Below are 23,064 nucleotides of genomic sequence, written 5' to 3'. Positions count from 1 at the left end.
GAATGACCACCTACCGAGACCGGGCCGAGGCGGGTCGGATGCTCGCCGACCGGCTCACCGCCCTCGTCGGCGACCCGGGCGTCATCGTCCTCGGCCTGGTACGCGGCGGCGTACCCGTGGCCGAGGTGATCGCCCAGCGGCTCGGCGCCCCCCTCGATGTCCTCGTCGTCCGCAAGCTCGGCATGCCCTGGGCCCGGGAGGTCGCCTTCGGCGCCCTCGGACCCGGCGGTGTGCAGGTGCTCAACGACGTGGTCGCGAGCCGGCTCGGCCCCGAGGACATCGCCGAGGTCCGCCAGCGCGAGCAGGCCGAGCTGGAGCGGCGCGAACGCCTCTACCGCTCCGGCCGTCCACCGCTGGACCTCACCGACCGCACCGCCGTGATCGTCGACGACGGCCTCGCCACCGGGGCCACCGCCCGCGCCGCCGTCCAGGTCGCCCGTCACCTCGGCGCCCGCCGGGTCATCGTGGCCGTTCCGGTCGGCTCGCAGGAGGCGTACGAGATGCTCTCCGCCGAGGCCGACCAGGTCGTCTGCCCGCAGCATCCACCGGAGTTCATGGCGGTCAGCGCCTACTACGACGACTTCCACGAGGTCCCCGACGACGAGGTCATCGACGCGCTGAAGGCGACCGCGTGAGCCGACCAGGTACGGTCGGGTGATGAGCCTCACCTGTCCCAAGTGTCACGGAGAAATGCGCCAGTACGAGCGCAGCGGCGTCGTCATCGACCAGTGCGGCGAGTGCCGGGGAATCTTCCTCGACCGCGGTGAGCTGGAGAAGCTGTTCGAGGCGGAGGCGAACTGGAACCGCCAGCACGCCGCGCCCGCCCCGGCCCAGCCCGCCCACCAGCAGGGCGGCTACCCGCCGCCACCCCCGCCGCCGCCCGCCCCGGCTCCCCACCAGCCCGGCTACGGCGCGGTGCCGCCACCGCCCGCGCCCGCCCACGGCTACCCGCCGGCCCCCGCGTACGGGCACGGGCAGCAGCACCACGGCTACCACGGCCACTACCGGCGGAAGAAGCACAAGAGCTTCCTCGACGAGATGTTCGGCTGAGCCGGACGAAGGGCTTCACACGGGTGTGAGGACGGGGAACAGCCCTTCCTCGCACCCGTGCGCTGCCGCGCGGCCCGTGCGACGCTGCGTCCCATGACGTCCCACCGGCAGCAGCACGACGCGCTGGCGCAGGCGTACGACGGGATCACCCGGATCGTCGCCGACCTCGACGACGCCGACCTGCAACGGCCGACCCGCTGCCGGGGATGGCTCGTCGCCGACCTGCTGCTGCACCTCGTCGGCGACGCCCAACGCGCCCTCGTCGCGCTCGCCAGCCCCGCTGACGGCCCGCCCGACGTGGACGACGTCAGCTACTGGCGCTCGTTTCCTCCCGGCGACGACGGCGAAGGCGTACGGCACGCCTGGTGGGTCCGCCGCTCCGCCGCCGCCTTCGAACGGCCCAGCGGCATCGTCCGGCTGTGGACGGACACGGCGCCCGCCGCCGTCCGCGCCGCCGGAGCCGCCGACCCCGCCGGGCACGTCGCCACCCAGGGCCACGTGCTGCGGGTTCCCGACCTGCTGGCCACACTCACCACCGAAGCGGTCGTCCACCACCTGGACCTCGTGCTGGACCGGCCCGACGCACCGGGACCCGGCGTGGGCGCGTTGCGGGTCGCGGTGGCGACCATGGACGGCATCGCAGCGAGGTGGAGCCACGCGAGCTAGCAGCCATGAGAACCCGTTGGGCGGTCGCGGCCTTACGCGGGAGAGCAACAGTGGCATTGGCGTACAGCAGCTCGATGATTCTCGCCGCCGGACCACACGTCGTCCCTACGGTGTGTATCGACTTGTGTGGTCGTACCGAGAGACCGCCGATGCCTTGAGTACGCAGGAAGCCGAGGAACGCCTCAAGGACACGGCACTGTCCCACCAGCCGGAATTGAGGCATAGTGGCGGCTGTCGCCCCCGGTCTGCGGTAGATGCCGATTGAGCCGTCCCCGTCGACCACACCTCGCCAGAAGTCGCGCGATGCCACCAGCTGATCGTCGATAGGCCCTCGATACCGGCCCAGAGTGACGAGCCGATCCGCCAACCGTTCGGAGCGGAACGAGAACTGGCACGAGTGATGGGTCGGGTTCGGCGCCGAGATGGCGCTCGTCGAACCGAGAAAGGCGCGGAGTTCGGCAAGGTGGGATCGGTCCCGCTCCGCGAGACCCACTGAGATCTGGGGGATGTGTTTCGGACGGTAGCTGATCGACCCGTCGGCGAACAGGAAGCCGATCCAGTAGCAGGCGTCGGACGTCAACTCATCGAAGGCATCGTGGCGCAGGGTGTGGACGATACGCCGAAGGGCGACACCCCGCCGGAGGACAAGTCCCCTCACAGAGGGCTCGCTGATGCCGTACGCCCGGGCAAGTTGACCCGGTGTCGCTCCCTCCTGGTAGCGCTGGACGACCTCAGCCCGCTCCGCCTCCGTGAGCTTCCCGGTGGCGCGTGCCGGTATCCCACGACGTCGTAGCAGGCCCCGAACCGCTTGCCGGGAGATGCCATAGGACTGCGCAACGTTGGTGAGGCTTTCGCCAGCCAGCGCCCGATCGACGGCCGCAGTTCGCTCTGCCGCCGACAACCGCGCGCCGGTCTGCCTCATACGATCGCCATGTCGACGAAGCGCGACAGGTGGAGTTGCGCCGCGACCGTCACCGTGTCAGTCGGACCATTCCGATGCTTGGCGATTATGAAGTCCGCCTCCCCAGCTCGTGGCGACTCCTTGTCGTAGTAGTCGTCGCGGTGGAGAAGGATGACAACGTCCGCATCCTGCTCAATTGATCCCGATTCGCGCAAATCGGACAATTGCGGGCGCTTGTCGGTGCGTTGCTCCGGGCCACGGTTCAGCTGGCTGACCGCGATGACCGGGCATTCGACCTCCTTGGCCAGCAGCTTGAGGCCACGCGACAGGTCGGCCACCTCCTGCTGCCGGCTCTCGGTGCGCTTCGGCGACGTCATCAGCTGGAGATAGTCGACGACGATGAGCTTCAGGTCGTGCTTCTGCTTGAGCCGGCGCGCCTTGGCCCGGATCTCCATCAGGTTCATGCTCGGCGTGTCGTCGACGAAGAGCGGCGCCTCGCTGATCTCGCCCATGCACCGGGCGAGCTTCGTCCAGTCGTCGTCGGAGAGCTGGCCGCTGCGCAGCACGTGCAGCGGCACCCGGGCCTCGGCCGAGAGTAGCCGCATGACGATCTCGACCTTGCTCATTTCCAGCGAGAAGATCGCCGACGCCTGGTTGGCGCGGATCGCCGCGTTGCGGGCGAAGTCCATGCTCGCAGTGCTGTTGTGCGTGGGGATCATGGCACGGCCAGCCAGGTACAGGTGGTCCGGGTTGTCGACCGTCACGCAGCGAACCGGCACGCTGGGCACTGGCCGAACATCGACGATGAACCGGCTGTCGGTGCGCGCCGTACTGCTGGCGCAGCGGCGGCTCGTGTGCAGGTCGCGCTTCCGGGTGAGCCGGAAGACCTCCTCGTGCGGGGTGAAGTTCAGGTGGTAGGCCGTCGACGTCTCGGCAGTACGCCCACGCACGGACTTTCGCGAGATCGAACACCGGTACCCGAGGCTGACCACCAGCTCATGGACGTCCTCGGCCAACACCTGAGACGTCGTCGTGTACTGGACGTCGCCCGTCGGGGTGACCGTGCCGTGGGTGTCGAGCAGCCCTGCGAGCAGCGCGCGGCGCTGCTGCTCGCTGGCGCGCAGGTACTCCTGCGGGATGTGCCTGTTGTTCAATGCCCCCAACGCGCGGCTTCCGGCGCGGTGGCCGTCGCCGAGCCAGGCGCCGAGGGTGTACGGCGGGACGGGCAGGTCGCGGGCGGGAAGCTGGAGGGGCTTGGCATTCTTCACGGCGTGGTTCAGCCGCCGGTCGGCGGTCGGGGTGCGCAAGGTGTCGCGGATCTGCGCGGTGGTCACCACGTCGGTCCGCTCGACGGCGGTCATCGCCTCCCGCCAACGACCGACGCGATGGAGCAGCGCGCCGTACAGCTCCCGGGCTGGGTAGGCGCGAGCGGACCGCGCTCGCCCGGCACCACCTCCGCCGCGCCGCGTGCTGTGCCGAAGGTTCCTCGCCACGCGCCGTGCGGTGTGCACGAACTCCGCACCGACCGGGTCGACGAGCTCGGCGACGGTGCGAGTCTGGCCATCGGTGGAGGCGTGATGCGCCTCGCGCAGGCCGTCGATGGCGGGTGCCGACCAGTGGGGCTGGCGGGGAGCGGTGGCAGAGCGTCGACCGTCCCGGGTGGTCGTCTTCCAGAGGTGCTCGGCGTCGGCGACGATGACGCTGCCGTCGGAGAACTCCACCTCGTAGCACAGGCGGTCATGCCGAACCTCGAACGCGGCCGTCACCCTCGTCGGTCGCCCCTCGGCGTCCAGCAGGTGGTCGCCGACCTTGACCTCGCCCATGGTGGTCCAGCCGTCCGGAGTCGGCAGGGGGGTGTCGAGGGCGAGCGCCTTTCCGAGACCCGGCCGGCCGGCCACGATGATCAACTGCCCGGCGTGCAGGCCGTTGAGCAGGCGGTCCAGGTCGGTGAAGCCGGTGGGCACGCCGGTCATGACGCCGCCCTGGGCGCCGACCGCCTCGATCTCGTCGAGGGTGGGCTGGAGCATGTCGGCGAGGACGGCGAAGTCCTCGCTGACCCGTCGCTCGGTGACGTCGTACACGGCCTGCTGGGCGAGGTCGACGATGTCGTCGACGTCGCGGCTGCCACCGGCGGCGGTGCCGTAACCGAGCTGGACGATGCGGGTGCCGGCCTCGACGAGCCGGCGGAGGACGGCGCGCTCGCTGACGATGCGCGCGTAGTACGCGGCGTTTGCCGCGGTGGGCACGCTGGCGATCAGGGTGTGCAGGTACGGCGCGCCGCCGATCCGGACCAGGTCGCCGGAGTCGGCGAGTGCCGCCGCCACGGTGATCGAGTCGGCGGGCTCGCCCCGGCCGTAGATCTCCAGGATGGTGTCGAAGATGGTGGCGTGGATCGGCCGGTAGAAGTCGTTGCTCTTGAGGATCTCGACGACGTCGGCGATGGCGTCCTTGGAGAGCAGCATGCCGCCCAGCACGCACTGCTCCGCGGCGATGTCCTGCGGTGGTGTCTTCTCGAACTGGCCGTCGCGCTGCGCCGGCGCGGGCGGCTGCCCTCCGGAGCGCGGGTCCGCCCGCATGTCGTCGGTGACCGACACGGTCCCCCCTCACGCCGTCGGATCCTCGTCCCAGCTCTACCGCCGGGGTATGACAACAACTCCGACCTGCCGTGCCGATCGGGGGGTCATCGTGCGGTGGGCCGGGTGGTCACCATACGGAACCCGAGGTGAGCCGCTCAACAGCACCGGTGGACGAGTCTCGGGACAACCTGTGGACGCCGGTGGACGAGCATGTGCGCAGCGTGTGCACAGGCTGTGGACAACTGTTGGGGAATTCGGCCCCGATACGGCCGTGAGCTGCGGCGACGTCGTCCCCACCCTGTGGACGACAAAATCTCGGCCAGACTCCGGCCTCATTTGTCCCGTACTATCTCCACCATCGGCTACACCTGGACAGCGGATATTGCGCTTTCGGTTGAGAAGGGTCACGCTCCGGCCGTGAGTTACCGGGACTGGGGACGCGGAGAGGACGGTCCGCGCGGGCGACGCTCCATCGCTCGGTGGGACGATCCCGCCGACCCGCCGGTCGCCCCCTACGCCTCCGGCTCCGGCGACTACCGCACCCCGAGCCGTCGCCGTGCGATCGAGCGTGGCCAGCAGGAGCCGGTCGACACGTACCTGCCGCGCTGGGCCCTGGAATCCGGCGTCCGGCGGGCCGACGGTGGCGGGCGGCACGCGGCCCCGGACGACGACGATGACGGGTACGAGGAGGACCCTCCCCGGCCGTCGGGGGGTTGGCGGGACACCGAGCCGACGAGCGGTTGGCGCCGCGTCGCCGAGACGAGCTGGCGGGAGACGCCCGCGATCGGCGCCGGGCCGGACTCCGACCACACCCGGGAGTGGACCTTCGACCGTCCACAGGATCAGGGGTACGTGGGGAGCCGGCGGGCGGACGACGAGCCGGTGTCCGACGTGGGCCCGCAGGCGCGGCCGAGGCGCGCCACGTCCCGCCGACCCCAGGTGGTGTGGTCCGGGATCGACGAGGCGGAGGAGCCGGCTGAGCCGGGGCCGACCTGGTCGACGGAGCGACCCGGCGGGCGGAGCCGCCGGTCGGCCACCACGCCGCCGGTGGATCCCTGGGATCGGGAGGCGCGGCGCGCGGCGGAGCCGGAGTCGTCGTACCGGCCCGCCGTCGACCCGTGGGACGCGTCCGGTGTGCACGCGTGGCAGCCGGCTGACGAGGTCGACCGCTGGGGCCGCGCCGACACCCCGGGCCGGTGGCAGCAGCCGGACGACACGGCCCAGTGGCAGCAGCCGGACAGCACGGGCCAGTGGGACCGGTACGCCGAGCCGCGCTGGGACCGGACGGAGGTGCCCCGCTCGGACGGCGGCACCGGTGGTTGGTCGTGGGCGAGGGACGACCGGGAGGAGGGTTTCTGGTCGGGCACCCGGTTGGCCGGGGACGACCCCCGGTGGATGGACGCCCCGCCGTCGGCTCCGCGCTCGCCGGTCGTGGCGTACACGGCTCCCCGGCCGCGTACCGCACCCCGGCGGCGGGTCGATCCGCCGCCCGGTTCCGCGTCCGCGATGGCGGCGGTACGGCGCCGGATCGAGACGGCGGGTACGGGTCCGTGGGCGCGCCGTCTCGAGGACGACCTGCTCGATCCGGATCCGGGTGGGCCACTTCGGCCGCTGCTCTACACGGCGGCGTGCTATCTCCTGCCGGCCATGGTGATCTTCGTGTGGCTGCTGACGCTGGACGGCTCGGCCCCGCCGGGGTGTGTGACGGACATCAGCGGCGGGGGGTGCGACTCGCCGCGGTCGCGGGCGCTCGGTTCGCTCGTGGAGGGCCTGCCGCGGTTCGGGTTGGCGTTGGCCAGCAGTCTCGTCGTGGCGGTGCTGCTGCGTCGGGTCGGGACGACCTGGCGTGCGGCCACCGTGGCGTTGGCGGCCGCGGTCGTCGGCGGGGGTCTGTCGACGGTGATGATCAGCGCGGTCACCGGCCAGCCGATCGGCTGACGGACGCCGTCCGGCGCACGCCGTGCCGGACCCGCTTCCCTGTTCCGTCGCCCGCTGGTGCCCGGGACGGGACAGGGCCCGCGCCGGTCGGCGCGGGCCCTGTCGTGGTGCTGGTGAGGCGTCAGCCCTGGGCAACCGTGAGGTTGAACGTGGCGGTCACCTCGGGGTGCAGCTTGATCTTCACCGGGTAGGAGCCGGTCGACTTGATGTGACCGGGCAGCTCCAGCCGGCGGCGGTCGAGCGTCGGGCCACCGGCGGCCTTGACGGCGTCGACGACCTCGGTCGGGGTGACCGAGCCGAAGAGCCGGCCGCCGTCGCCGGCGCGGGCCTTCAGGGTGACCTTCAGGCCCTCCAGCTGGCCCTTGACCTCGTTGGCGTGGCCGAGGTCGCGGATCTCACGGGCCGACCGGGCCCGCTTGATGAGCGTGACCTGCTTCTCCGCGCCCTTGGTCCAGGCGATCGCGAAGCCCTGCGGCAGCAGGTAGTTGCGGCCGTAGCCGTCCTTGACCTCCACGATGTCGCCCGGGGTGCCGAGGCCGGACACTTCCTGAGTGAGGATGATCTTCATGTCCGTGCCTCCTCTCAGCGGGCCGTCGCCGTGTACGGCAGGAGCGCCATCTCACGGGCGTTCTTGACCGCACGAGCGATCTGCCGCTGCTGCTGCGAGGTCACGCCGGTCACCCGCCGAGCGCGGATCTTGCCGCGGTCGGAGATGAACTTGCGCAGCAGCGCGGTGTCCTTGTAGTCGATGTACGTGATCCCGTCCTTGTCGAGCGGGTTCACCTTCTTCTTCGGCTTGCGAAGTGCCGCAGCCTTGGCCATTGCTCTTGCTCCTGGTTTGCGATCGCGGGCGCTCGGCGCCATCAGAACGGGGGCTCCTCGTCGAAGTTGCCGCCACCCGAACCACCGCGCGAGGGGGCCGGAGCCGCGGACGCCCAGGGGTCGTCGAAGTTGCCTCCGCCGCCCTGGCCGCCACCGCCACCGAAGCCGCCGCCTCCGCCACCGGAGCGGGACATCTTCTGCACCTTCGCCGTGGCGTAGCGCAGCGACGGGCCGATCTCGTCGACCTCCAGCTCGATGACGGTGCGCTTCTCACCCTCGCGGGTCTCGTAGGACCGCTGACGCAGTCGGCCGGACACGATCACGCGGGTGCCGCGCTGCAGCGACTCCGCGACGTGCTCGGCGGCCTGCCGCCAGACGGTGCACGAGAGGAACAACGGCTCGCCGTCCTTCCACTCGCCGGACGCCTTGTCCATGAACCGGGGCGTCGAGGCGACCCGGAACTTGGCGACCGCCGCACCCGAGGGGGTGAATCGCAACTCGGGGTCATCGGTCAGGTTGCCGATGACCGTGATGGTGGTGTCTCCTGCCATGACCATCTCCTCGCGCACTCATCGTCTCGCCGTACAGGCTCTCAGAGCCGTCCGACAATGCCGACGAGGCTGATCCGGGGTGCCGGGGCGGGATGCGACTAGCGCATCTCCGGCCGGATGACCTTGGTGCGCAGCACCGACTCGTTGAGTCGCAGCTGACGATCCAGCTCGGCCACGGCCGCAGGCGTCGCCTGCAGGTCGATGACGGCGTAGATGCCCTCGGCCTTCTTGTTGATCTCGTACGCGAGGCGCCGGCGGCCCCACACGTCGGTCTTCTCCACCGAGCCACCCGCGGTCCGGATCACGTTCAGGTACGTGTCGAGCGACGGGGCGACCGTGCGCTCCTCGAGGCTGGGGTCGAGGATCACCATGATCTCGTAATGACGCAAGACGTGCTCACCTCCTGTGGGCTAAGCGGCCACGGTCCTTCCGTGGCAGGAGGTCGTGCGTCGTGGCCCGTGCCGGACCCGGGGGAACCCGGCCGGACGCGGACAACCGGACCAGGATACCCGGTCCGGACGATCATGCCCGGGGTGATGGAACGGTACGCCGGACACACGCCGACGGGGGCCGACCCGGACGTCGATGTCGAGGTCGGCCCCCGTGACGGAGGCCGCGGGGCGTCCCGTCCGCATTCCTTGGGTGGGACCTGGGGAGGAACGACCACACCGATGAGGTTGGACCGGAGACGCCCCGCGGAGCTTCATCATGTTGTTACCCGACGTTATACCGAGTCGCGCGCCTTGTCGGAAAAATCGGCAAATCACAGACAATTTTTCTTCTGTGGCGATTCGGGTTCCGGAGCTGTCCCCGCCACGCCGGGCCGCGCGGCGGGGAGCCCCTGCATCGAGGTGTCCGCACGGCCCGCACAGCTCGGCGCTTCGCCGGGCCCGCGACGGACCGTCCGTCCCACTCCCCTCAACGACGGCCCACCCCGTCCGGTGACGCCCGAGCCCGCCACCGCCGGCACACCAGGTGTCAGCGACTCGACGTAGGCTCCCCTGCATGCGTATCGGAGCCCACGTCGATTCGACCGATCCACTGGCGGAGGCGACCGCCAGAGGGGCCGAGGCCGTGCAGTTCTTCCTCGCCGACCCGCAGGGGTGGAAGGCGCCGAAACCCCGGGAGGACGCGGAACGGCTCCGGAGCGCCGACGTCGATCTCTACGTGCACGCGCCGTACGTCGTCAACGTCGCGACGCTGAACAACCGCATCCGCATCCCCAGCCGCAAGCTGCTGCTCGCGCACGCCCGGTCGGCGGCGGCCATCGGCGCGCGGGGGCTCATCGTGCACGGCGGCCACGTCAACGCGGGCGACGACATCACGGTCGGCTTCGACAACTGGCGCAAGACCTTCGCGTACGCGGCCGACTCGGGCGGCTTCGGTGTGCCGGTGCTGATCGAGAACACGGCCGGGGGCGAGAACGCCTGCGCCCGACGCCTCGACGCGCTCGCCCGGCTCTGGGACGCGATCGGTGACCACGAGGTGGGCTTCTGCCTGGACACCTGCCACGCCCACGCCGGCGGCGAGGAGCTGCTCGGCCTGGTCGACCGGGTCAAGGCCATCACCGGGCGGATCGACCTGGTGCACGCCAACAACTCCAAGGGCGCCTTCGACTCGGGTCAGGACCGGCACGACAACCTCGACGGCGGCACGATCGACCCGGAGCTGGTGGTGGCCGTGATCCGGGCGGCCGGCGCCCCGGTGGTCGTGGAGACGCCGGGCGGGGTCGACGGACAGGCCGCCGACATCGCGTTGCTGCGCGACCGGCTCGGCACGGGGGCTCCGGCCGCATGACCCCCGAGACGTCCGGCGGCTCGCGCCCGTCGCGCCCCGACGTGGCCACCGGAGCCCCCCGGTCGGGCAGCGACACCCGGATGCCCGCCGACGATCCGGCCGGCCCGACCACGTCGGCGAGCCGGGCCGCTGACGCGGACAGAACCACCGACAAGCCGGGAGCCGGCGCGGGCAAGGCGACGGACGATCCCGGAACCGGCACGGCCGGCGTGGCCCGGCCGGCGGACAAGCCAGGCGCCGGCGAGACCGGGACACCCGAGCCCACGGACAAGCCGGCAGCCGGCACAGCGAGTACGGACAGGCCGGCGGATGAGCCCACGGACAGACCGGCAGCCGGCACAGCGAGCACGGACAGGCCGGCGGACGAGCCTGCCGCGGGGACGGCCGGCAGCGACGGGCCGGCCAAGGGTGGCGCCGTGGCCGCCGCGGCCGGCAAGGACGCCGCGACCAGCACCGAGGAGCGCGACCCGTTCACCTCCTTCGCACCCGCGCCCGAGCCGGTGCCGACCCGCGCTCGCCGCGCGACCCGCACCGCCGGCCGGGTGCTCGTGCACGAGTGGACGCTCGCCGTCCTCGGCTCGCTCGTCCTGGCCGTGCTCATGACCTGGCCCACGCTGAGGTACCCGCGCTACACGCTGCCGCAGGACACCTGGGACCCGAGCCTCCAGTCCTGGCAGATGGCGTGGTCCGGCCACGCGCTGCTGACCGATCCGGGCCGGCTGTGGCACTCCAACGCGTTCTTCCCGGAGCGGTGGAGCTTCGCCTTCTCCGACACGCTGCTGGGATACGCGCCGGCCGGGATGATCGGCGTCGGCCCGGAGGCCGCGGTCCTCCGCTACAACCTCATGTTCGTGCTGGCGCACGCGCTCGCCACGTTCGGGGCGTACGCACTGGCGCGGCAGTTGGGGGCCGGTCGGATCGGTTCGGCGGTGGCCGGTGTGAGCTACGCGTACGCGCCGTGGCTGCTGGCCCAGGCCGGGCACCTGCACGTCATCTCCAACGGCGGGATCCCGCTGGCGCTGGCCATGCTGGCGCGGGGGCACGGGTGGTCCCTGCGCCACGGCTACCGCCCGGAGAAGCGCCGGGTGGGCTGGGTGTACGCGGGCTGGCTGGTCGCCGCGTGGCAGCTGAGCCTGGGCTTCGGCATCGGGTTGCCGTTCGCGTACGTGCTCGGCGGGATCGTCCTGGTCTCGGCCGTGACCTGGTTCCTGCGACGCTGGGTGGTCCGCCCGGTGAAACGCCCCTTCGGGCACCGGCTGCTCACCGCCGACGTGGTCGGCGGGCTGGTCTTCGCCGGTGTCGGCGTGCTGCTGGCCATCCCGTTCTTCCAGGTGGCCGACCTGCACCCGCAGGCGGAGCGGAGCATCGGCGACGTCGCCCTCTTCTCGCCGCCCGCCACCGGCTTCCTCACCGCGCCGGGCGAGTCCCGGATCTGGGGCGGCCTGCACGAGGGGGCACGGGCGACGCTGCCGTGGCACCCGGAGATGACGCTGCTGCCGGGCTACGTGCTCTACGCGCTGGCCCTGGGCGGTCTCTTCTTCTCGGTCTGGCGCGTCCGGCACCGGGTCCTGCTGTTCGCGGGTGTGCTGGTCAGCATGGTGCTCGCGATGGGCACGGAGTTCTTCGGCGGTCGGTTCACGTACGTGCCGCTCTTCGAGCATCTGCCCGGGTGGAACGGGCTGCGTACGCCCGGTCGGCTGATGCTCTGGGCGACGCTGCTGCTCGGCCTGCTCGCCGCTGGCGCGGTGAGCGCCTTCGCCGCCCGCGTCCGCGAGATCTCGGCCGAGCGGATCCCGTCCTGGCCGAGCCCGTGGCTGCGGATCGCCACGCTGCTCCCGCTGCTGCTGGTGACCGTCGAAGGGTTGAACCGCACCCCGCACCCGGTCGTGCCGGTGCAGCCGGTGGCGATGCGGGTGGTCGACGGCCCGCTACTGGTGCTGCCGAGCAGCCAGAACCACGACCAGCCGGTGATGCTCTGGTCCACCACCCACTTCCAGGACATCGTCAACGGGGGGAGCGGGTTCACCCCGGCCCTCCTCGACGACGTCCGCCGACTGACGATCTCGTTCCCCGACCAGACCAGCGTCGACTACCTGCGCACGCTCGGCGTCCGCAACGTGCTGATCGTCCGCGACCAGGTCGCCGGCACGCCGTGGGAGGTCAGCATCGACGCCCCCGTCGACGGCCTCGGTATCACCCGTGACGAGATCGGGGACGTGGTCGTGTACCGGCTGTGAGCCGGTCCGGCCGCCCGGGTCAGGTCGCGGCCGGCTCGGGGGCCGGGTCGAGCGTCTTCCGCGAGGGTCGTCTTCGTAGCCAGGGCGCGTCGGGTGCGCCGGCGACGACGCCGCCGTCCGGGTCGTCGGCGTACGTGCCGCGCACCGCGTCCAGCTCGGGCCGGAGGATCTCCCGAACGATCAGCGCGCACAGGATCACCACGGTCGTCAGGCGCAGCGTCGCGGCCAGCACGAAAACACCCTCGGGGAAGACCGGCCGCCCGGTCGACGTGCCGAGCAGTTCCCCGTAGAAGGCCGCGAAGTAGGCGACCTCGGCGAGCTGCCAGGCGAGGAACGCGCCCCACTTCGGCCGGGCGAGCACCGCGAGCGGCAGCAGCCAGAGCACGAACTGCTGCGACCACACCTTGCTGAAGATGAGGAACGCGGCGACCACCAGGAAGGCGAGCTGGGCGAGGCGCGGCCGGCGTGGCGCCACCAGCACCAGGACGGCCACCCCGACGCAGGCCAGGAGGAACAGCGCGTACGACAGGTTGTTGAGCACGGGGACGTTGGCGTTCAGCCACTCGAACGGCCCGAGCCCGCCGCCCCCGCCGACCTTCCCGTCGAGGTAGCGGCCGATGTACCAGAGGGTGCCCCAGTCGATCGGCCGTTCGGTGTTGAGTTCGAGGAACCGCGCCCAGTTGGTCGGGTAGAGCAGGGCGGTGGGCAGGTTCACCACGAGCAGCGCGGCGGCGCCCGCCCCGATCGCGGCCAGGGCGGCCCGGAGCCGGCTGGCCCGGATCGCCAGCAACAGGATGGGCCAGAACAGGAACAGTGGCCAGAGTTTCGCCGCGCCCCCCAGCCCGAGCAGCAGACCCGCCAGGACCGGCCGGCGGCGGGCCCAGGCGAGCAGGCCGAAGGCGGCGAGACCGATGGCGAGGAAGTCCCAGTTGACGGTGGCGGTGAGCAGCAGCGCGGGCGCGAGCGCGAAGAGCGCCACGTCCCAGGGACGGCGGCGGCGCAACGCGAGGAGTGCGGCGGCCGTGGCCACCGCCAGGGCGCCCAGCACCAGGACGTTCGCGTTGTAGAACCACATGCCCTGGTTGAGGCCGGGGTCGTCGACGCCGAGGGCGTGCACCGGCAGGCCGAGCGCGCCCATGAAGTAGCCGGTCAGGACCGGGTACTCGACCGGGTGGTCGCGGTAGGGCACCTTGCCCTCGTTGAGCCCCTCCGCGTAGTAGAGCGCCAGCACGTCGGTGTAGCAGAAGCGGGTGTACTGGACGTTGTTCGTCCAGGCGCCGTCCTGGCAGGGCGACTTCTGCACCCAGTGCAGGGCGAGCGTGAGGCACACCAGGGCCAGGACGATCCGCGCGGCCGTCCAGAAGTGACGCTCGCGGCCGACCGGGCGGTCCAGCGCGGCGGCGTGGTCGCCGAGGGGGCCGCCGATCAGGCCGGAGACACCGCGGACGAACCCGTCGGAGCGGGACGGGTGGTCCGGGGCACCGGCGTCGTCGATTCCGCGCGTCGACTGCTTGCTCATGACCGTGCATCCTGCCGTACGCCGGGGGTCCGCGTCCCGCCCGGCGACGACATGTCGTGCCCCCCGGACGACGAAGCCGCCGGTGAGCGGAGCGTCGCTCCGGTCACCGGCGGCGTTGCGTCGGTCAGTCCCGCCGTGGGGTCAGGGTCGGCAGGACGCCGTCCCGGTCACCGTCCGGTGGCGGCGGCTCGTTCGGGTTCTGCCCGCCGTTGTTGCCGCCACCGTTGTTTCCGCCGTTGTTGTCGCCACCCGGCGGGCAGAACAGTTCGAACGGCCCGCAATTCGGCTGCTGCGTCGGGGGCGGCGGAGGCGGCGCCTCGCCGTTGCCGGAGTCCGGGTCACCGACCTTGGCCGCCGGCGGGAACTCCAGCTTCTCCTTGCCCTCGAGCGCCCGCTCCATGAACTTCTCCCAGATCTCACCGGGGAGATTGGCACCCGACACATTGCCGCCACCCCGCAACTTGAGGGCCTTGCGGTTGCCGACGTTGCCGACCCAGACGGCGGTGGCGAGTTGCGGGGTGTAGCCGATCGTCCACGCGTCGCCGTTCGCCGTGGTGCCGGGCTTGAGCTCCCAGGTGCCGGTCTTGGCGGCCGCCTGCCGGCCGCCCTCCAGCCGGTGGTTGATCCGGCCCGGGTATTCCTTCAGCACGTCGGTGACGTCGGCCACGACGTCCTTCGAAATGACCTGCTTGCCCTTGACGCTGCCCTCGTCGGCGATCTTCTCCATCTTGCCGGTCTGCTGGTTCCGCTTGAACACGGAGTGGAGGAAGTGCGCCTTGACGTACTGGCCACCGTTGGCGAAGGTCGCCACGCCGTTGGCGTGGTCCAGCACGGTGACCGGGTACTGGCCGTAGGCGACCACGTGGAAGAACGGCGCCGGGGCGACGTCCTCCGCCTTCTTCTTGGTCAGGTCGATGGGCTCGGCCGGGTTGGTGTTCCACATGGTGGTGATGCCGGCCCGCTTGGCCACGTCGACGATCTTGTCCGGACCGATGTCCGTGCTGACGTGGTAGAACGGCACGTTCAGCGACTTCAGGGTCGACTCGCGCAGCGTGCAGGAGTCGCCGCAGGTCGGATTGTCGGTGCCCGCGTTGCTGACCTTGAACTTGGTGCCCTCCGGGGTGAACGCCCGGCCCTTCCAGCGCGACTCCAGGGACTTCTGGTTCTCCAGCGCCGCCGCCAGAGTGTAGATCTTGAAGCTGGAACCCGGCGGGTGACCGCCGATGAGGTTCCCCTTGCTGTCGACGTTCTTGCCGGCGTAGTCGGTGCCCGTGCCGTTGTCGCCGCCGTAGTACGCGCGGACCCGGCCGGTGCTCGGCTCGATGGAGACCACCGCCGCCATCAGGTTGTCCGGTTGGTCGGCGAGCTCCGAGCCCTTGCTCTTGCGCTGCGCCGTCTCCACCGCCGCGGTCTGGATCTTGGTGTCGATGGTCGTCCGGATCCGGTAGCCGCCGGACATCAGGGCGTCGGAGCAGGTCGGCTTGCTGGCGGTGACGTCCTCCTCGCGGTCGACGCAGACACCCTTGTCGCGCATCTCGGTCTTGACGTAGTTGATCACGTTGCCGTACGGCGTGTTGATGCCGTAATCCAGCCCGGCGCCGACCTTCTTCGGGTCCCTGATGCATCCGGCTGGGGCGGTTCCCTTCGCCGGGCAATTCTTGGGGTACTCCGCCTCGGTGGGTGCCGGCTGCCGTCCGGCAGCATTCAGCCAGCCCTCCGCGACCATGCCCTGAATGACGTAGTTCCAGCGCTGCTTGGCCTCTACCGGGTTGACCGCCGGGTCGTACCCCTTGTGCGTCTCGCTGGCCACCGGCTGCTTGATGAGGGCCGCGAGCACCGCGCCCTCCGCCACCGTGAGTTTGTTGGCCGACTTGCCGAAGTACGTCTTCGCCGCGGCCTCGATGCCGTACGCGCCCCGGCCGAAGTAGATCACGTTTAGGTAGTGCTGCATGATCGTCGGCTTGTCGTAGCGCTCGGTCAGCTTCGAGGCGAGGATCGCCTCCTTCACCTTACGGGCGTACGTGTCGTCCTTGAGGTGGTCGTAGGCGTTGCGGGCGTACTGCTGGGTGATCGTCGAGGCGCCCTGCTTGTCACCGCCGGTGAAGTTGTTCCACGCGGCGCGGGCGATGCCCTTGTAGTCGACACCCGAGTGCTTGTAGAAGTTGCGGTCCTCGGCGGCGGCGACGGCATCCTGCACGTGCGGCGGGATGTCCTTGATGGTGACCAGCGTGCGGTTCTCGGTGCCGAGCTTCGCGATCATCGTCTTGTTGTCGAACGCGTACAGCTCGGTCGCCTGCGGCGGCGTGGTGTCCTGGGGGAGCACCACGTTGGTGGAGTAGTAGGTGAAGCCGACCACGCCCAGCCCGGCCAGCATGATGAACACCGCGAACGCGGCGATCAGCAGGTTCGCCCGTTTCCGCTTCTTCGCCCGGGCGATGGCGTCCGGATCGCGACCGCCGCGCCCGAACCCGCCCGGCCCACCGGGGCCACCCGGACCGCCGGGACCGCCCGGCCCACCGGGCCCGCCGGAGACCGGCGAGACGCTGGCCCGCGCCACCGAGGCGCGACCACCGACCGCCGCCGACCCGACCCGGGCCCGCCCCGCGGACCCGGCACCGACGGACGCGGCACCCACCGCGGCGGCACCGACGGTTGCCCGCCCGGCCGACCCGCCCGGCGCCGGGGAGACCGGCACCGACGCGCGACCGGGAGCCGGCGACACCGGCACGCGACCGGGTGCCGGCGACACGGGAACCGAGGCGCGACCGCCCCGGCCGACCGAGGCCGAACCGGAGGCACCGCGCGGGGGCACGGACGCCGATCCGCCGACGGAGGCCCGGCCGCCGGAGGCGGCGCCGCGGGGGGACACCGAGGCGCGGCCCGCGGATGCCGTACCGTCCGGTGCGGCCGACCGGCCGCGCGCCTCCCCGCCCGAGAGGCGGTACGCGTCGTCGGCCTGCCCGTGGTCGCCGTGCTGGCCCGGAATCCGGGCCCGCCCGTGCGGAGAACTGGGATCGCCGTACGAGTTCATTCCTCACACCCTGCCGGTCGCGGTGGAGCGCGGCTGCGCCACCACCGGTTTGCCGTGAGATGGGACACCCGCCACCCGGGCGGTCTCGCGCCCGATGGCCGGTGTCACTTGTGAATCAATCGGGCCAATCAGACCAACGAGCCGTCGGTCGTCCCGGGCGTGCACGCGCTGGCCCGAGTCAGCCGATCGAGCTGGTATCACTGTTGCGCCTCTCGCCTCCGTCGCCCGGTCGGGGCGGCCGCGCCACCCACCGTGCCCTGCTCCGGCCCGCCCTCGGCCAACCCGTCCCGGCCGAGCAGGTACTGCTCGACGAGATGGTTCCAGTCACAGCCGAGGCACACCTCCACCACGAAGACCTGGAACTCACGCAGCGTCATCGCCAGCACGGGCAACTCCGCCAGTGTGCGGGCCTGTCCGGCGGACTGCTTGAGTTCGTCCCCGTAAATGTAGTGGACGTGGGTCAGGTTCTCGCTCCGGCAGATCGGGCACCGTTCGTCGGTCGGTTCACCGTGGAACCGGGCCGCGTTCTTCAGGTACGGCGAGGCGTCGCAGACGTCGTACGTGCCGACCCGCCCGGCCAGGAGCTCACGCAGCACCGCCCGCTTCTGGAGCGAGTAGTCGACGACCTGGCGCTGCGAACGCATGCGGAGAAGGGTACGCGGTCCGGCGCGGCGGGGCGACCGCCGTGACGATGCGTGACCACAGCATGCCGGAATGGGGGTTTGCCCTGGCCATGGTGATCCGCTAGCGTGCGATGTATCGGTCCGATACATCGCCGCGGTTAGCACTTCGTGCACAGGGTAAAGGGAGGGTGGCCGATGCTCGAATTCGCCATCCTCGGCCTGCTGCAGGAAGCTCCGATGCACGGCTACGAGTTGCGCAAGGAGCTGACCGCGAAACTCGGTGCCATCCGGGCGGCGATCAGCTACGGCTCGCTCTACCCGACCCTGCGCCGGTTGCAGGCGGCGGGCTGGATCACCGAAGCCGCCGAGACACCCGCGACTGCCGAGGAGGTTCCCGCGCTGACCAGCCGACGAGGTCGGGTGGTCTACAAAATCACCGCGGAGGGCAAGGAACGCTTCGCCCAACTCATCGCACAGGCCGGGCCCGAGACGTACGACGACACGGGCTTCGGCGTGCACTTCGCGTTCTTCGCCCGGACCGATCAGGCGACCCGACTGCGCATCCTGGAGGGTCGCCGACGCAAGATCGAGGAGCGTCGCGAAGGGCTCCGCGACGTGCTCGGCCGTGCCGCCGAGCGCCTCGACGCGTACACCCTGGAGCTGCAACGCCACGGCCTGGAGGCCTGTGAGCGTGAGGTCCGCTGGCTGGAGGAGCTCATCGCCAACGAGCGCTCCGGCCGTGCCCCGACGGTCCCGGGCACCGGGACGGCCGGCGGCCGACGAGAAGACAACAGCCCGCCTCCGCCTGGAGAGTCCAGGAAAGAGCGGCCGTGATGAAGAAGAAGGAGGCAGACGCTATGGGCTCCGTCCGCGTCGCCATCGTCGGTGTGGGGAACTGCGCCTCGTCCCTCGTACAGGGCGTGGAGTACTACCGGAACGCCGACCCGAACGACCGCGTCCCGGGTCTCATGCACGTCACCTTCGGCGACTACCACGTCTCCGACGTGAAGTTCGTCGCGGCGTTCGACGTGGACGCCAAGAAGGTGGGCATGGACCTCGCCGAGGCGATCGTCGCCAGCGAGAACAACACCATCAAGCTGTGTGACGTGCCGCCGACCGGTGTGACCGTGCAGCGCGGCCCGACCTTCGACGGTCTCGGCCAGTACTACCGCGAGATCATCGAGGAGTCGGACGTCGAGCCGGTCGACGTGGCCCAGGCGCTGCGCGACGCCCAGGTCGACGTGGTCGTCTCCTACCTGCCGGTGGGCTCCGAGCAGGCCGACAAGTTCTACGCCCAGGCCGCGATCGACGCCGGTTGCGCGTTCGTCAACGCCCTGCCGGTCTTCATCGCCTCCGACCCGGAGTGGGCGAAGAAGTTCGAGGACGCGGGCCTGCCCATCGTCGGCGACGACATCAAGAGCCAGGTCGGCGCCACGATCGTGCACCGCGCCCTGGCGAAGCTCTTCGAGGACCGTGGTGTCGAGCTGCTGCGCACGTACCAGCTCAACTTCGGCGGCAACATGGACTTCATGAACATGCTGGAGCGCAACCGCCTGGTCTCGAAGAAGATCTCGAAGACCCAGTCGGTGACGTCCCAGATCCCGCACGAGATGAGCAAGAGCGACGTGCACATCGGCCCGTCGGACCACGTGCCGTGGCTGGACGACCGCAAGTGGGCGTACATCCGCCTGGAGGGCCGCTCCTTCGGCGACACCCCGCTGAACGCCGAGCTGAAGCTCGAGGTGTGGGACTCGCCGAACTCGGCCGGCGTCATCATCGACGCGGTCCGCGCCGCGAAGATCGCGCTGGACCGGAAGGTCGGCGGCCCGATCCTGTCGGCGTCCTCCTACTTCATGAAGTCCCCGCCGGTGCAGTACGCCGACCACGACGCGCACGCCGCCGTCGAGGCGTTCATCGCCGGCGAGGTCGAGCGCTGACGCGCTGAGACACGCGACAGACGGCGAGGGCCGGGTCCGCGCGCACCCGGCCCTCGCCGTCTTCGCCCAGCTCGGGTGACCGGAGGTACGGCGAGAGTGCGGGCGCCGGCTCACCCCGACCAGGCGTGGCGCAGGGCGACGCCCGCCTCCAGTTCGAGGAGCTTGACCTTGCGGTCGAGCCCACCGCCGAAGCCGACCAGCTTTCCGCCGGCCCCCACGATCCGGTGGCAGGGAACGATGACCGGGATCGGGTTGCGGTTGCACGCCACCCCGACCGCCCGTGCCGCGGACGGGTCGCCGAGCCGCCGGGCCACCTCGCCGTAGGTGAGCGTCCCCCCGTACGGAATTCCGGTCATCTCCCGCCACACCGCCCGCTCGAACTCCGAGCCACGAGGGATCCGCACCGGCACCGTGAACGCCGTCAGCTCGCCGGCGAAGTAGGCCCGTAGCTCCGCGAGGGCCTGCCCGGCCGGCTCGTCGCCCGGGTCGGTGCCGGCTGCGGCCACCCGGCCGAAGTGCGTCCCGCACACGGCCGACCCGTCGGTGGCCACGGAGAACTCCCCGATCGGCGAGTCGAGCACGGTCCAGCGCATCCACCCATTGTCCCCGCCGGTACGACACCCGGCCTCAGAGGAGGTTCACGCCCAGCAGGAGGGTGCCCGCGACGAGGCTCGCCCCACCGGCGACGGTTAGCCAGATCAGCCTGTTGGGCCGCGTGTCGCCGGGCCGGACCACCGAGAGGAAGAAACCGAGCGGCATGAGGATCGGCGCGGCGACGAAGAGCGTACGGATCAGCGTGCGGGTGCCGTCCGAGGCGTCGGCCTGGTCGATGTACGGCAACGCGACGAGCGCGAAGAGGACCAGCACCCCGGCGTGCGCGTGCCCGGCGGTCCAGAGGCTCCGGCGCACCGGGTTGTCCAGGTAGCCGGCCTTGCGCCCGGCAAGATGCATGAGCAGGGTCAGGCCGCCGTACGCGATGGTCACGACGGTGAGCAGCAGGATGCCGGCGGTGGTCAGGGTCGCCGAGGACATGGCACACCTCCATCTAGTCACTGTAAAGATGAGGCTTCGACGGAATCTTGTCAACAGCTAGATTGCGGCGGCGGGCAAACTTCGGCCGGCCACCGGCGTCGGAGTATCTGGAGGTGGCGGGTGTCCGGAGGCATCGACAGGGAGTTCACCATGTTCGTGAACGAGCGTGGCGACGTACTGCTGCGGGTCGCGTACGCCCTCGCCGGGAACCAGCACGGCGCGGAGGACCTGCTGCAGAACGCCCTCGCGAAGGCGTACGCCCGCTGGCCCCGGATCCGGGGCGACGCCGAGCCGTACGTACGTCGGATCCTCTACCACGACCAGGTGTCCGGCTGGCGGCGCCGCTCCCGCCGCCCCGAGGTCCCGGTCGCCGTCCTGCCCGAGCGCGCCGGCGCCGGTGACCACGGGCACGACGTCGACCTGCGGCTGCTGCTGCGGAACGCGCTGCTGGCGCTGCCGCCCCGCCAGCGCGCGGTGCTGACACTGCGCTACCTGGAGGACCTGAGCGTCGAGCAGACGGCCGAGCTGCTCGGCTGCCGAATCGGCACGGTGGCCAGCCAGTCGTCGAAGGCGCTGGCCCGGCTGCGGCAACTCGTGCCCGCCCTCGACGGGCACCTCACCGAGGAGGTGCGATGAACGGATCGGCCGAGCAGGCGCTGCGTACCGCTGTCCGGGATCTCGCGGACGAGGCCCGTACGGTGCCCGACCTTGCCGGGCGGGCTCGGGCCCGGGGCCGGTGGCTGCGGCGCCGGCGGCAGGTGGCCGCGGCCGGCGGCGCGCTGGCGGCGCTGGTCGCCCTGGCCGCTCCCTTCGTGTGGCTTCGCCCGTCCACCCCCGCGCCCGGGCCGGCCGCCTGGGGACCACCGTCCGTCCCGGCGGAGTCCGCCGCCTCCGTCGTGCCGGCGCCCACCGGCGACTGGACGGGTAGTCCCGTCACGCTTCCCGGCGGCTGGCTGCTGGTCGGCGCAACCTCGACCGGTGAGTCGACCGGTGACCAGGGCGAACGAGGCTACGCCCTGGACCGCACCCGAGGCCGGTACGTCGGTTCGGAACGGTACGACGAGGTCTGGGCCGCGCCGCGCGGTGGCGTCGCCGCTGTGGTGGACCACGACCGGCGGGCCGAGCTCGGCTTGCTCGACCTGGCGAGCGGCGAGGTCCGCTGGGTGCGCACCGGCGGTCACATCAGGACGCCGCACTGGTCACCCGACGGGCGTCGGCTGGCCCTGACCGTCATGGACAAGGCCACCGGAGCCCTCTCCCTCGGCGTGCTCGGCTCCACCGGCACATGGCGGACCTTTCCGGTCGACGCCGACGAGTTCCTCTGCACCGACCAGTGCTTCTTCACCTGGACCCGGGACGGCCAAGAGGTCGCGCTCCAGCAGACCGATCCCACCGCACCCCGCTCCGAGTCGGAGCCGCACGCCCGCCGGGGCGTGCAGTTCTTCTCCCCCGACGACGGTCGGCCCACCCGGCTCGTGCCCGTCAAGGGTGACCCCGCCGGCCCCTGGTCGTGGTCGCCGGACGGACGGCAGGTCGTGGTGAAGGGCCGGCAGGGGCCGCAGATCGTCGAGGTGGCCACGGGACGGGTGATCGGAGCGGCGCCGGACGCGGACGCTGCCTGGGGCGCCGACGACCACCTGCTGTACCGGGACCGGCGGACAGAGGAGATGGTGCTGGCCGACCTGGACGGGCGGGAACTCGCCCGGCAGTCCCTGCCGGCGGCGATCGGACTGGGCATGGTCCTCGTGCTGGCGCCCCGCTGACCGGCGGTCGGCTCGGCATGGTCCTTCCGGTGGTGCCCGCCGGCCACCGGAAGGAGGTCGACGTTGCGGGGCGTCGATACCGTGCGGGACGTGGCCACGGGGACATTGATCTTCCTCATCGTCGGCGCCGTCGGCGTCGCGGTGCTGGCGCTCGCGCTGCTCGGCGGCGAGCTGCTCCACTTCGGTCAGCCGGACTTCGACGGGCCGGTGTCGACCGAGACGGTCGCCGGGTTCGCCGGCGCGTTCGGCTTCGGCGGCGCCATCGTCAACGAGCTGCTCGGCGCGCGTACCCCCGGCATGGTGGCGCTGGCGGTGGCCGGCGGCGTCCTCGCGGCCGTGCCCACCGCGTGGGTCGCGTCCCGCCTGGGGCGGGCGGCCCGCGACATGCCCACCGATCCCACGCCCACCCGCGCCCACCTGGTCGGCGCGCTCGGCCTGGTCGTCACGCCGGTACCCGCCGACGGGTACGGCGAGGTCCGCGTCCGCGTCGCCGGCACGCCGGTGAAGTTCAACGCCCGTGCCGATCGGCCGATCCCGGCGGGCGCCCAGATCTTCGTGGTCGAGGCACTCAGCGACACCAGCGTGCACGTCGAGACCTACTGACGCGTCGAAGCCCCACCG

At 71.4% G+C, this 23,064-nt stretch carries 21 protein-coding genes and 1 pseudogene; 11 read left to right on the top strand and 11 right to left on the bottom strand.

The features are described 5' to 3' along the window. Nucleotides 1-2 precede the first annotated feature (2 nt). The 3 genes from ACN26Y_RS07810 to ACN26Y_RS07800 all read left to right on the top strand — a co-directional run bounded on the left by ACN26Y_RS07810 (nt 3) and on the right by ACN26Y_RS07800 (nt 1,716). Nucleotides 3-635, top strand: a complete 633-nt coding sequence (locus tag ACN26Y_RS07810; protein ID WP_155329637.1) for a phosphoribosyltransferase — start codon at nt 3-5, stop codon at nt 633-635. Between the two features lie 19 nt (nt 636-654). Further along, nucleotides 655-1,050 (top strand): zf-TFIIB domain-containing protein, encoded by a 396-nt coding sequence (locus ACN26Y_RS07805; protein ID WP_155329636.1) that lies wholly within the window; start codon nt 655-657, stop codon nt 1,048-1,050. Nucleotides 1,051-1,143: 93 nt separating this feature from the next. After that, nucleotides 1,144-1,716, top strand: a complete 573-nt coding sequence (locus tag ACN26Y_RS07800) for a maleylpyruvate isomerase N-terminal domain-containing protein (RefSeq protein WP_422734530.1) — start codon at nt 1,144-1,146, stop codon at nt 1,714-1,716. Nucleotides 1,717-2,380: 664 nt separating this feature from the next. Here the strand turns inward: ACN26Y_RS07800 and ACN26Y_RS07795 are convergent. After that, nucleotides 2,381-2,638 (bottom strand): annotated as a pseudogene (locus ACN26Y_RS07795) (hypothetical protein); the annotation flags it as partial. Next, nucleotides 2,635-5,193, bottom strand: a complete 2,559-nt coding sequence (gene dnaB, locus ACN26Y_RS07790) for a replicative DNA helicase (protein WP_422734909.1) — start codon at nt 5,191-5,193, stop codon at nt 2,635-2,637. The pseudogene ACN26Y_RS07795 and the gene dnaB, both read right to left, overlap by 4 nt. Nucleotides 5,194-5,610: 417 nt before the next feature. On the opposite strand from dnaB, the gene ACN26Y_RS07785 reads away from it, so the two are divergent. Next, nucleotides 5,611-7,131 carry a hypothetical protein gene (locus ACN26Y_RS07785; protein ID WP_155329634.1) on the top strand — a complete coding sequence of 507 codons (1,521 nt, stop codon included), beginning with the start codon at nt 5,611-5,613 and terminating at the stop codon, nt 7,129-7,131. Nucleotides 7,132-7,252: 121 nt separating this feature from the next. Here ACN26Y_RS07785 and rplI read toward each other — a convergent pair whose 3' ends face one another. The 4 genes from rplI to rpsF all read right to left on the bottom strand — a co-directional run bounded on the left by rplI (nt 7,253) and on the right by rpsF (nt 8,893). Further along, nucleotides 7,253-7,699 (bottom strand): 50S ribosomal protein L9, encoded by a 447-nt coding sequence (gene rplI, locus ACN26Y_RS07780; RefSeq protein WP_155329633.1) that lies wholly within the window; start codon nt 7,697-7,699, stop codon nt 7,253-7,255. A gap of 14 nt (nt 7,700-7,713) precedes the next feature. After that, on the bottom strand, nt 7,714-7,953 hold the full coding sequence (gene rpsR / locus ACN26Y_RS07775) for a 30S ribosomal protein S18 (RefSeq protein WP_007073789.1): 240 nt from the start codon (nt 7,951-7,953) through the stop codon (nt 7,714-7,716). Between the two features lie 41 nt (nt 7,954-7,994). After that, nucleotides 7,995-8,522: a single-stranded DNA-binding protein gene (locus tag ACN26Y_RS07770; RefSeq protein ID WP_196255805.1), complete on the bottom strand. Its 528-nt coding sequence runs from the start codon at nt 8,520-8,522 to the stop codon at nt 7,995-7,997. An 80-nt stretch (nt 8,523-8,602) separates the two neighbouring features. Continuing rightward, complete coding sequence (rpsF, locus tag ACN26Y_RS07765; RefSeq protein WP_076468436.1) at nt 8,603-8,893, bottom strand: 30S ribosomal protein S6; 291 nt, start codon at nt 8,891-8,893, stop codon at nt 8,603-8,605. A gap of 616 nt (nt 8,894-9,509) precedes the next feature. On the opposite strand from rpsF, the gene ACN26Y_RS07760 reads away from it, so the two are divergent. Both ACN26Y_RS07760 and ACN26Y_RS07755 read left to right on the top strand, forming a co-directional pair. After that, nucleotides 9,510-10,301, top strand: a complete 792-nt coding sequence (locus ACN26Y_RS07760; RefSeq protein ID WP_422734529.1) for a deoxyribonuclease IV — start codon at nt 9,510-9,512, stop codon at nt 10,299-10,301. Then, complete coding sequence (locus ACN26Y_RS07755) at nt 10,298-12,538, top strand: hypothetical protein (protein ID WP_155329630.1); 2,241 nt, start codon at nt 10,298-10,300, stop codon at nt 12,536-12,538. The genes ACN26Y_RS07760 and ACN26Y_RS07755 overlap by 4 nt, the downstream gene beginning before the upstream one ends. Before the next feature lie 19 nt (nt 12,539-12,557). On the opposite strand, the gene ACN26Y_RS07750 is transcribed toward ACN26Y_RS07755, so the two are convergent. The 3 genes from ACN26Y_RS07750 to ACN26Y_RS07740 form a co-directional block, all read right to left on the bottom strand. Beyond that, nucleotides 12,558-14,057 carry a glycosyltransferase family 87 protein gene (locus ACN26Y_RS07750; RefSeq protein ID WP_155329629.1) on the bottom strand — a complete coding sequence of 500 codons (1,500 nt, stop codon included), beginning with the start codon at nt 14,055-14,057 and terminating at the stop codon, nt 12,558-12,560. A gap of 124 nt (nt 14,058-14,181) precedes the next feature. After that, nucleotides 14,182-17,088, bottom strand: a complete 2,907-nt coding sequence (locus ACN26Y_RS07745; RefSeq protein WP_155329628.1) for a transglycosylase domain-containing protein — start codon at nt 17,086-17,088, stop codon at nt 14,182-14,184. A gap of 197 nt (nt 17,089-17,285) precedes the next feature. Next, nucleotides 17,286-17,732: a DUF5318 domain-containing protein gene (locus tag ACN26Y_RS07740; RefSeq protein WP_155329627.1), complete on the bottom strand. Its 447-nt coding sequence runs from the start codon at nt 17,730-17,732 to the stop codon at nt 17,286-17,288. Nucleotides 17,733-17,906: 174 nt separating this feature from the next. Here ACN26Y_RS07740 and ACN26Y_RS07735 point away from each other — a divergent pair, with 174 nt between their 5' ends. Together ACN26Y_RS07735 and ACN26Y_RS07730 are read left to right on the top strand one after the other, a co-directional pair. Next, nucleotides 17,907-18,545, top strand: a complete 639-nt coding sequence (locus tag ACN26Y_RS07735) for a PadR family transcriptional regulator (RefSeq protein ID WP_155329626.1) — start codon at nt 17,907-17,909, stop codon at nt 18,543-18,545. A 23-nt stretch (nt 18,546-18,568) separates the two neighbouring features. Then, nucleotides 18,569-19,648, top strand: a complete 1,080-nt coding sequence (locus ACN26Y_RS07730) for an inositol-3-phosphate synthase (RefSeq protein ID WP_155329625.1) — start codon at nt 18,569-18,571, stop codon at nt 19,646-19,648. 110 nt (nt 19,649-19,758) lie between these two features. On the opposite strand, the gene ACN26Y_RS07725 is transcribed toward ACN26Y_RS07730, so the two are convergent. Further along, nucleotides 19,759-20,241 carry a methylated-DNA--[protein]-cysteine S-methyltransferase gene (locus tag ACN26Y_RS07725; RefSeq protein WP_155329624.1) on the bottom strand — a complete coding sequence of 161 codons (483 nt, stop codon included), beginning with the start codon at nt 20,239-20,241 and terminating at the stop codon, nt 19,759-19,761. A gap of 34 nt (nt 20,242-20,275) precedes the next feature. Further along, entirely contained in the window at nt 20,276-20,680 is a 405-nt protein-coding gene (locus ACN26Y_RS07720; protein ID WP_155329623.1) for a hypothetical protein, read from the bottom strand. Nucleotides 20,681-20,800: 120 nt separating this feature from the next. Between ACN26Y_RS07720 and ACN26Y_RS07715 the strand changes: the two genes are divergently transcribed. The 3 genes from ACN26Y_RS07715 (at nt 20,801) to ACN26Y_RS07705 (ending at nt 23,046) form a co-directional block, all read left to right on the top strand. Next, nucleotides 20,801-21,316, top strand: a complete 516-nt coding sequence (locus tag ACN26Y_RS07715) for a SigE family RNA polymerase sigma factor (protein ID WP_155329622.1) — start codon at nt 20,801-20,803, stop codon at nt 21,314-21,316. Beyond that, complete coding sequence (locus ACN26Y_RS07710) at nt 21,313-22,443, top strand: TolB family protein (protein WP_155329621.1); 1,131 nt, start codon at nt 21,313-21,315, stop codon at nt 22,441-22,443. The genes ACN26Y_RS07715 and ACN26Y_RS07710 overlap by 4 nt, the downstream gene beginning before the upstream one ends. 81 nt (nt 22,444-22,524) lie before the next feature. Further along, complete coding sequence (locus tag ACN26Y_RS07705; RefSeq protein WP_230689149.1) at nt 22,525-23,046, top strand: hypothetical protein; 522 nt, start codon at nt 22,525-22,527, stop codon at nt 23,044-23,046. Nucleotides 23,047-23,064 lie beyond the last annotated feature (18 nt).

Origin of the sequence: Micromonospora sp. WMMD558 (assembly GCF_049315255.1) — a bacterium.
In the GTDB taxonomy this organism is placed as follows: Bacteria; Actinomycetota; Actinomycetes; order Mycobacteriales; family Micromonosporaceae; genus Micromonospora.
The sequence above is the reverse complement of the archived record's forward strand: the minus strand, read 5'-3'. Positions and strand labels throughout refer to the sequence as shown.

Excerpts from the sequence above, each read along its gene's own strand:
- ACN26Y_RS07810 (WP_155329637.1), top strand. The coding sequence starts at position 3 with ATGACCACCTACCGAGACCGGGCCGAGGCGGGTCGGATGCTCGCCGAC.
- ACN26Y_RS07800 (WP_422734530.1), top strand. The coding sequence starts at position 1,144 with ATGACGTCCCACCGGCAGCAGCACGACGCGCTGGCGCAGGCGTACGAC.
- dnaB (WP_422734909.1), bottom strand. The coding sequence starts at position 5,193 with ATGCGGGCGGACCCGCGCTCCGGAGGGCAGCCGCCCGCGCCGGCGCAG.
- rplI (WP_155329633.1), bottom strand. The coding sequence starts at position 7,699 with ATGAAGATCATCCTCACTCAGGAAGTGTCCGGCCTCGGCACCCCGGGC.
- rpsR (WP_007073789.1), bottom strand. The coding sequence starts at position 7,953 with ATGGCCAAGGCTGCGGCACTTCGCAAGCCGAAGAAGAAGGTGAACCCG.
- ACN26Y_RS07760 (WP_422734529.1), top strand. The coding sequence starts at position 9,510 with ATGCGTATCGGAGCCCACGTCGATTCGACCGATCCACTGGCGGAGGCG.
- ACN26Y_RS07755 (WP_155329630.1), top strand. The coding sequence starts at position 10,298 with ATGACCCCCGAGACGTCCGGCGGCTCGCGCCCGTCGCGCCCCGACGTG.
- ACN26Y_RS07750 (WP_155329629.1), bottom strand. The coding sequence starts at position 14,057 with ATGAGCAAGCAGTCGACGCGCGGAATCGACGACGCCGGTGCCCCGGAC.
- ACN26Y_RS07745 (WP_155329628.1), bottom strand. The coding sequence starts at position 17,088 with ATGAACTCGTACGGCGATCCCAGTTCTCCGCACGGGCGGGCCCGGATT.
- ACN26Y_RS07740 (WP_155329627.1), bottom strand. The coding sequence starts at position 17,732 with ATGCGTTCGCAGCGCCAGGTCGTCGACTACTCGCTCCAGAAGCGGGCG.
- ACN26Y_RS07735 (WP_155329626.1), top strand. The coding sequence starts at position 17,907 with ATGCTCGAATTCGCCATCCTCGGCCTGCTGCAGGAAGCTCCGATGCAC.
- ACN26Y_RS07730 (WP_155329625.1), top strand. The coding sequence starts at position 18,569 with ATGGGCTCCGTCCGCGTCGCCATCGTCGGTGTGGGGAACTGCGCCTCG.
- ACN26Y_RS07725 (WP_155329624.1), bottom strand. The coding sequence starts at position 20,241 with ATGCGCTGGACCGTGCTCGACTCGCCGATCGGGGAGTTCTCCGTGGCC.
- ACN26Y_RS07720 (WP_155329623.1), bottom strand. The coding sequence starts at position 20,680 with ATGTCCTCGGCGACCCTGACCACCGCCGGCATCCTGCTGCTCACCGTC.
- ACN26Y_RS07710 (WP_155329621.1), top strand. The coding sequence starts at position 21,313 with ATGAACGGATCGGCCGAGCAGGCGCTGCGTACCGCTGTCCGGGATCTC.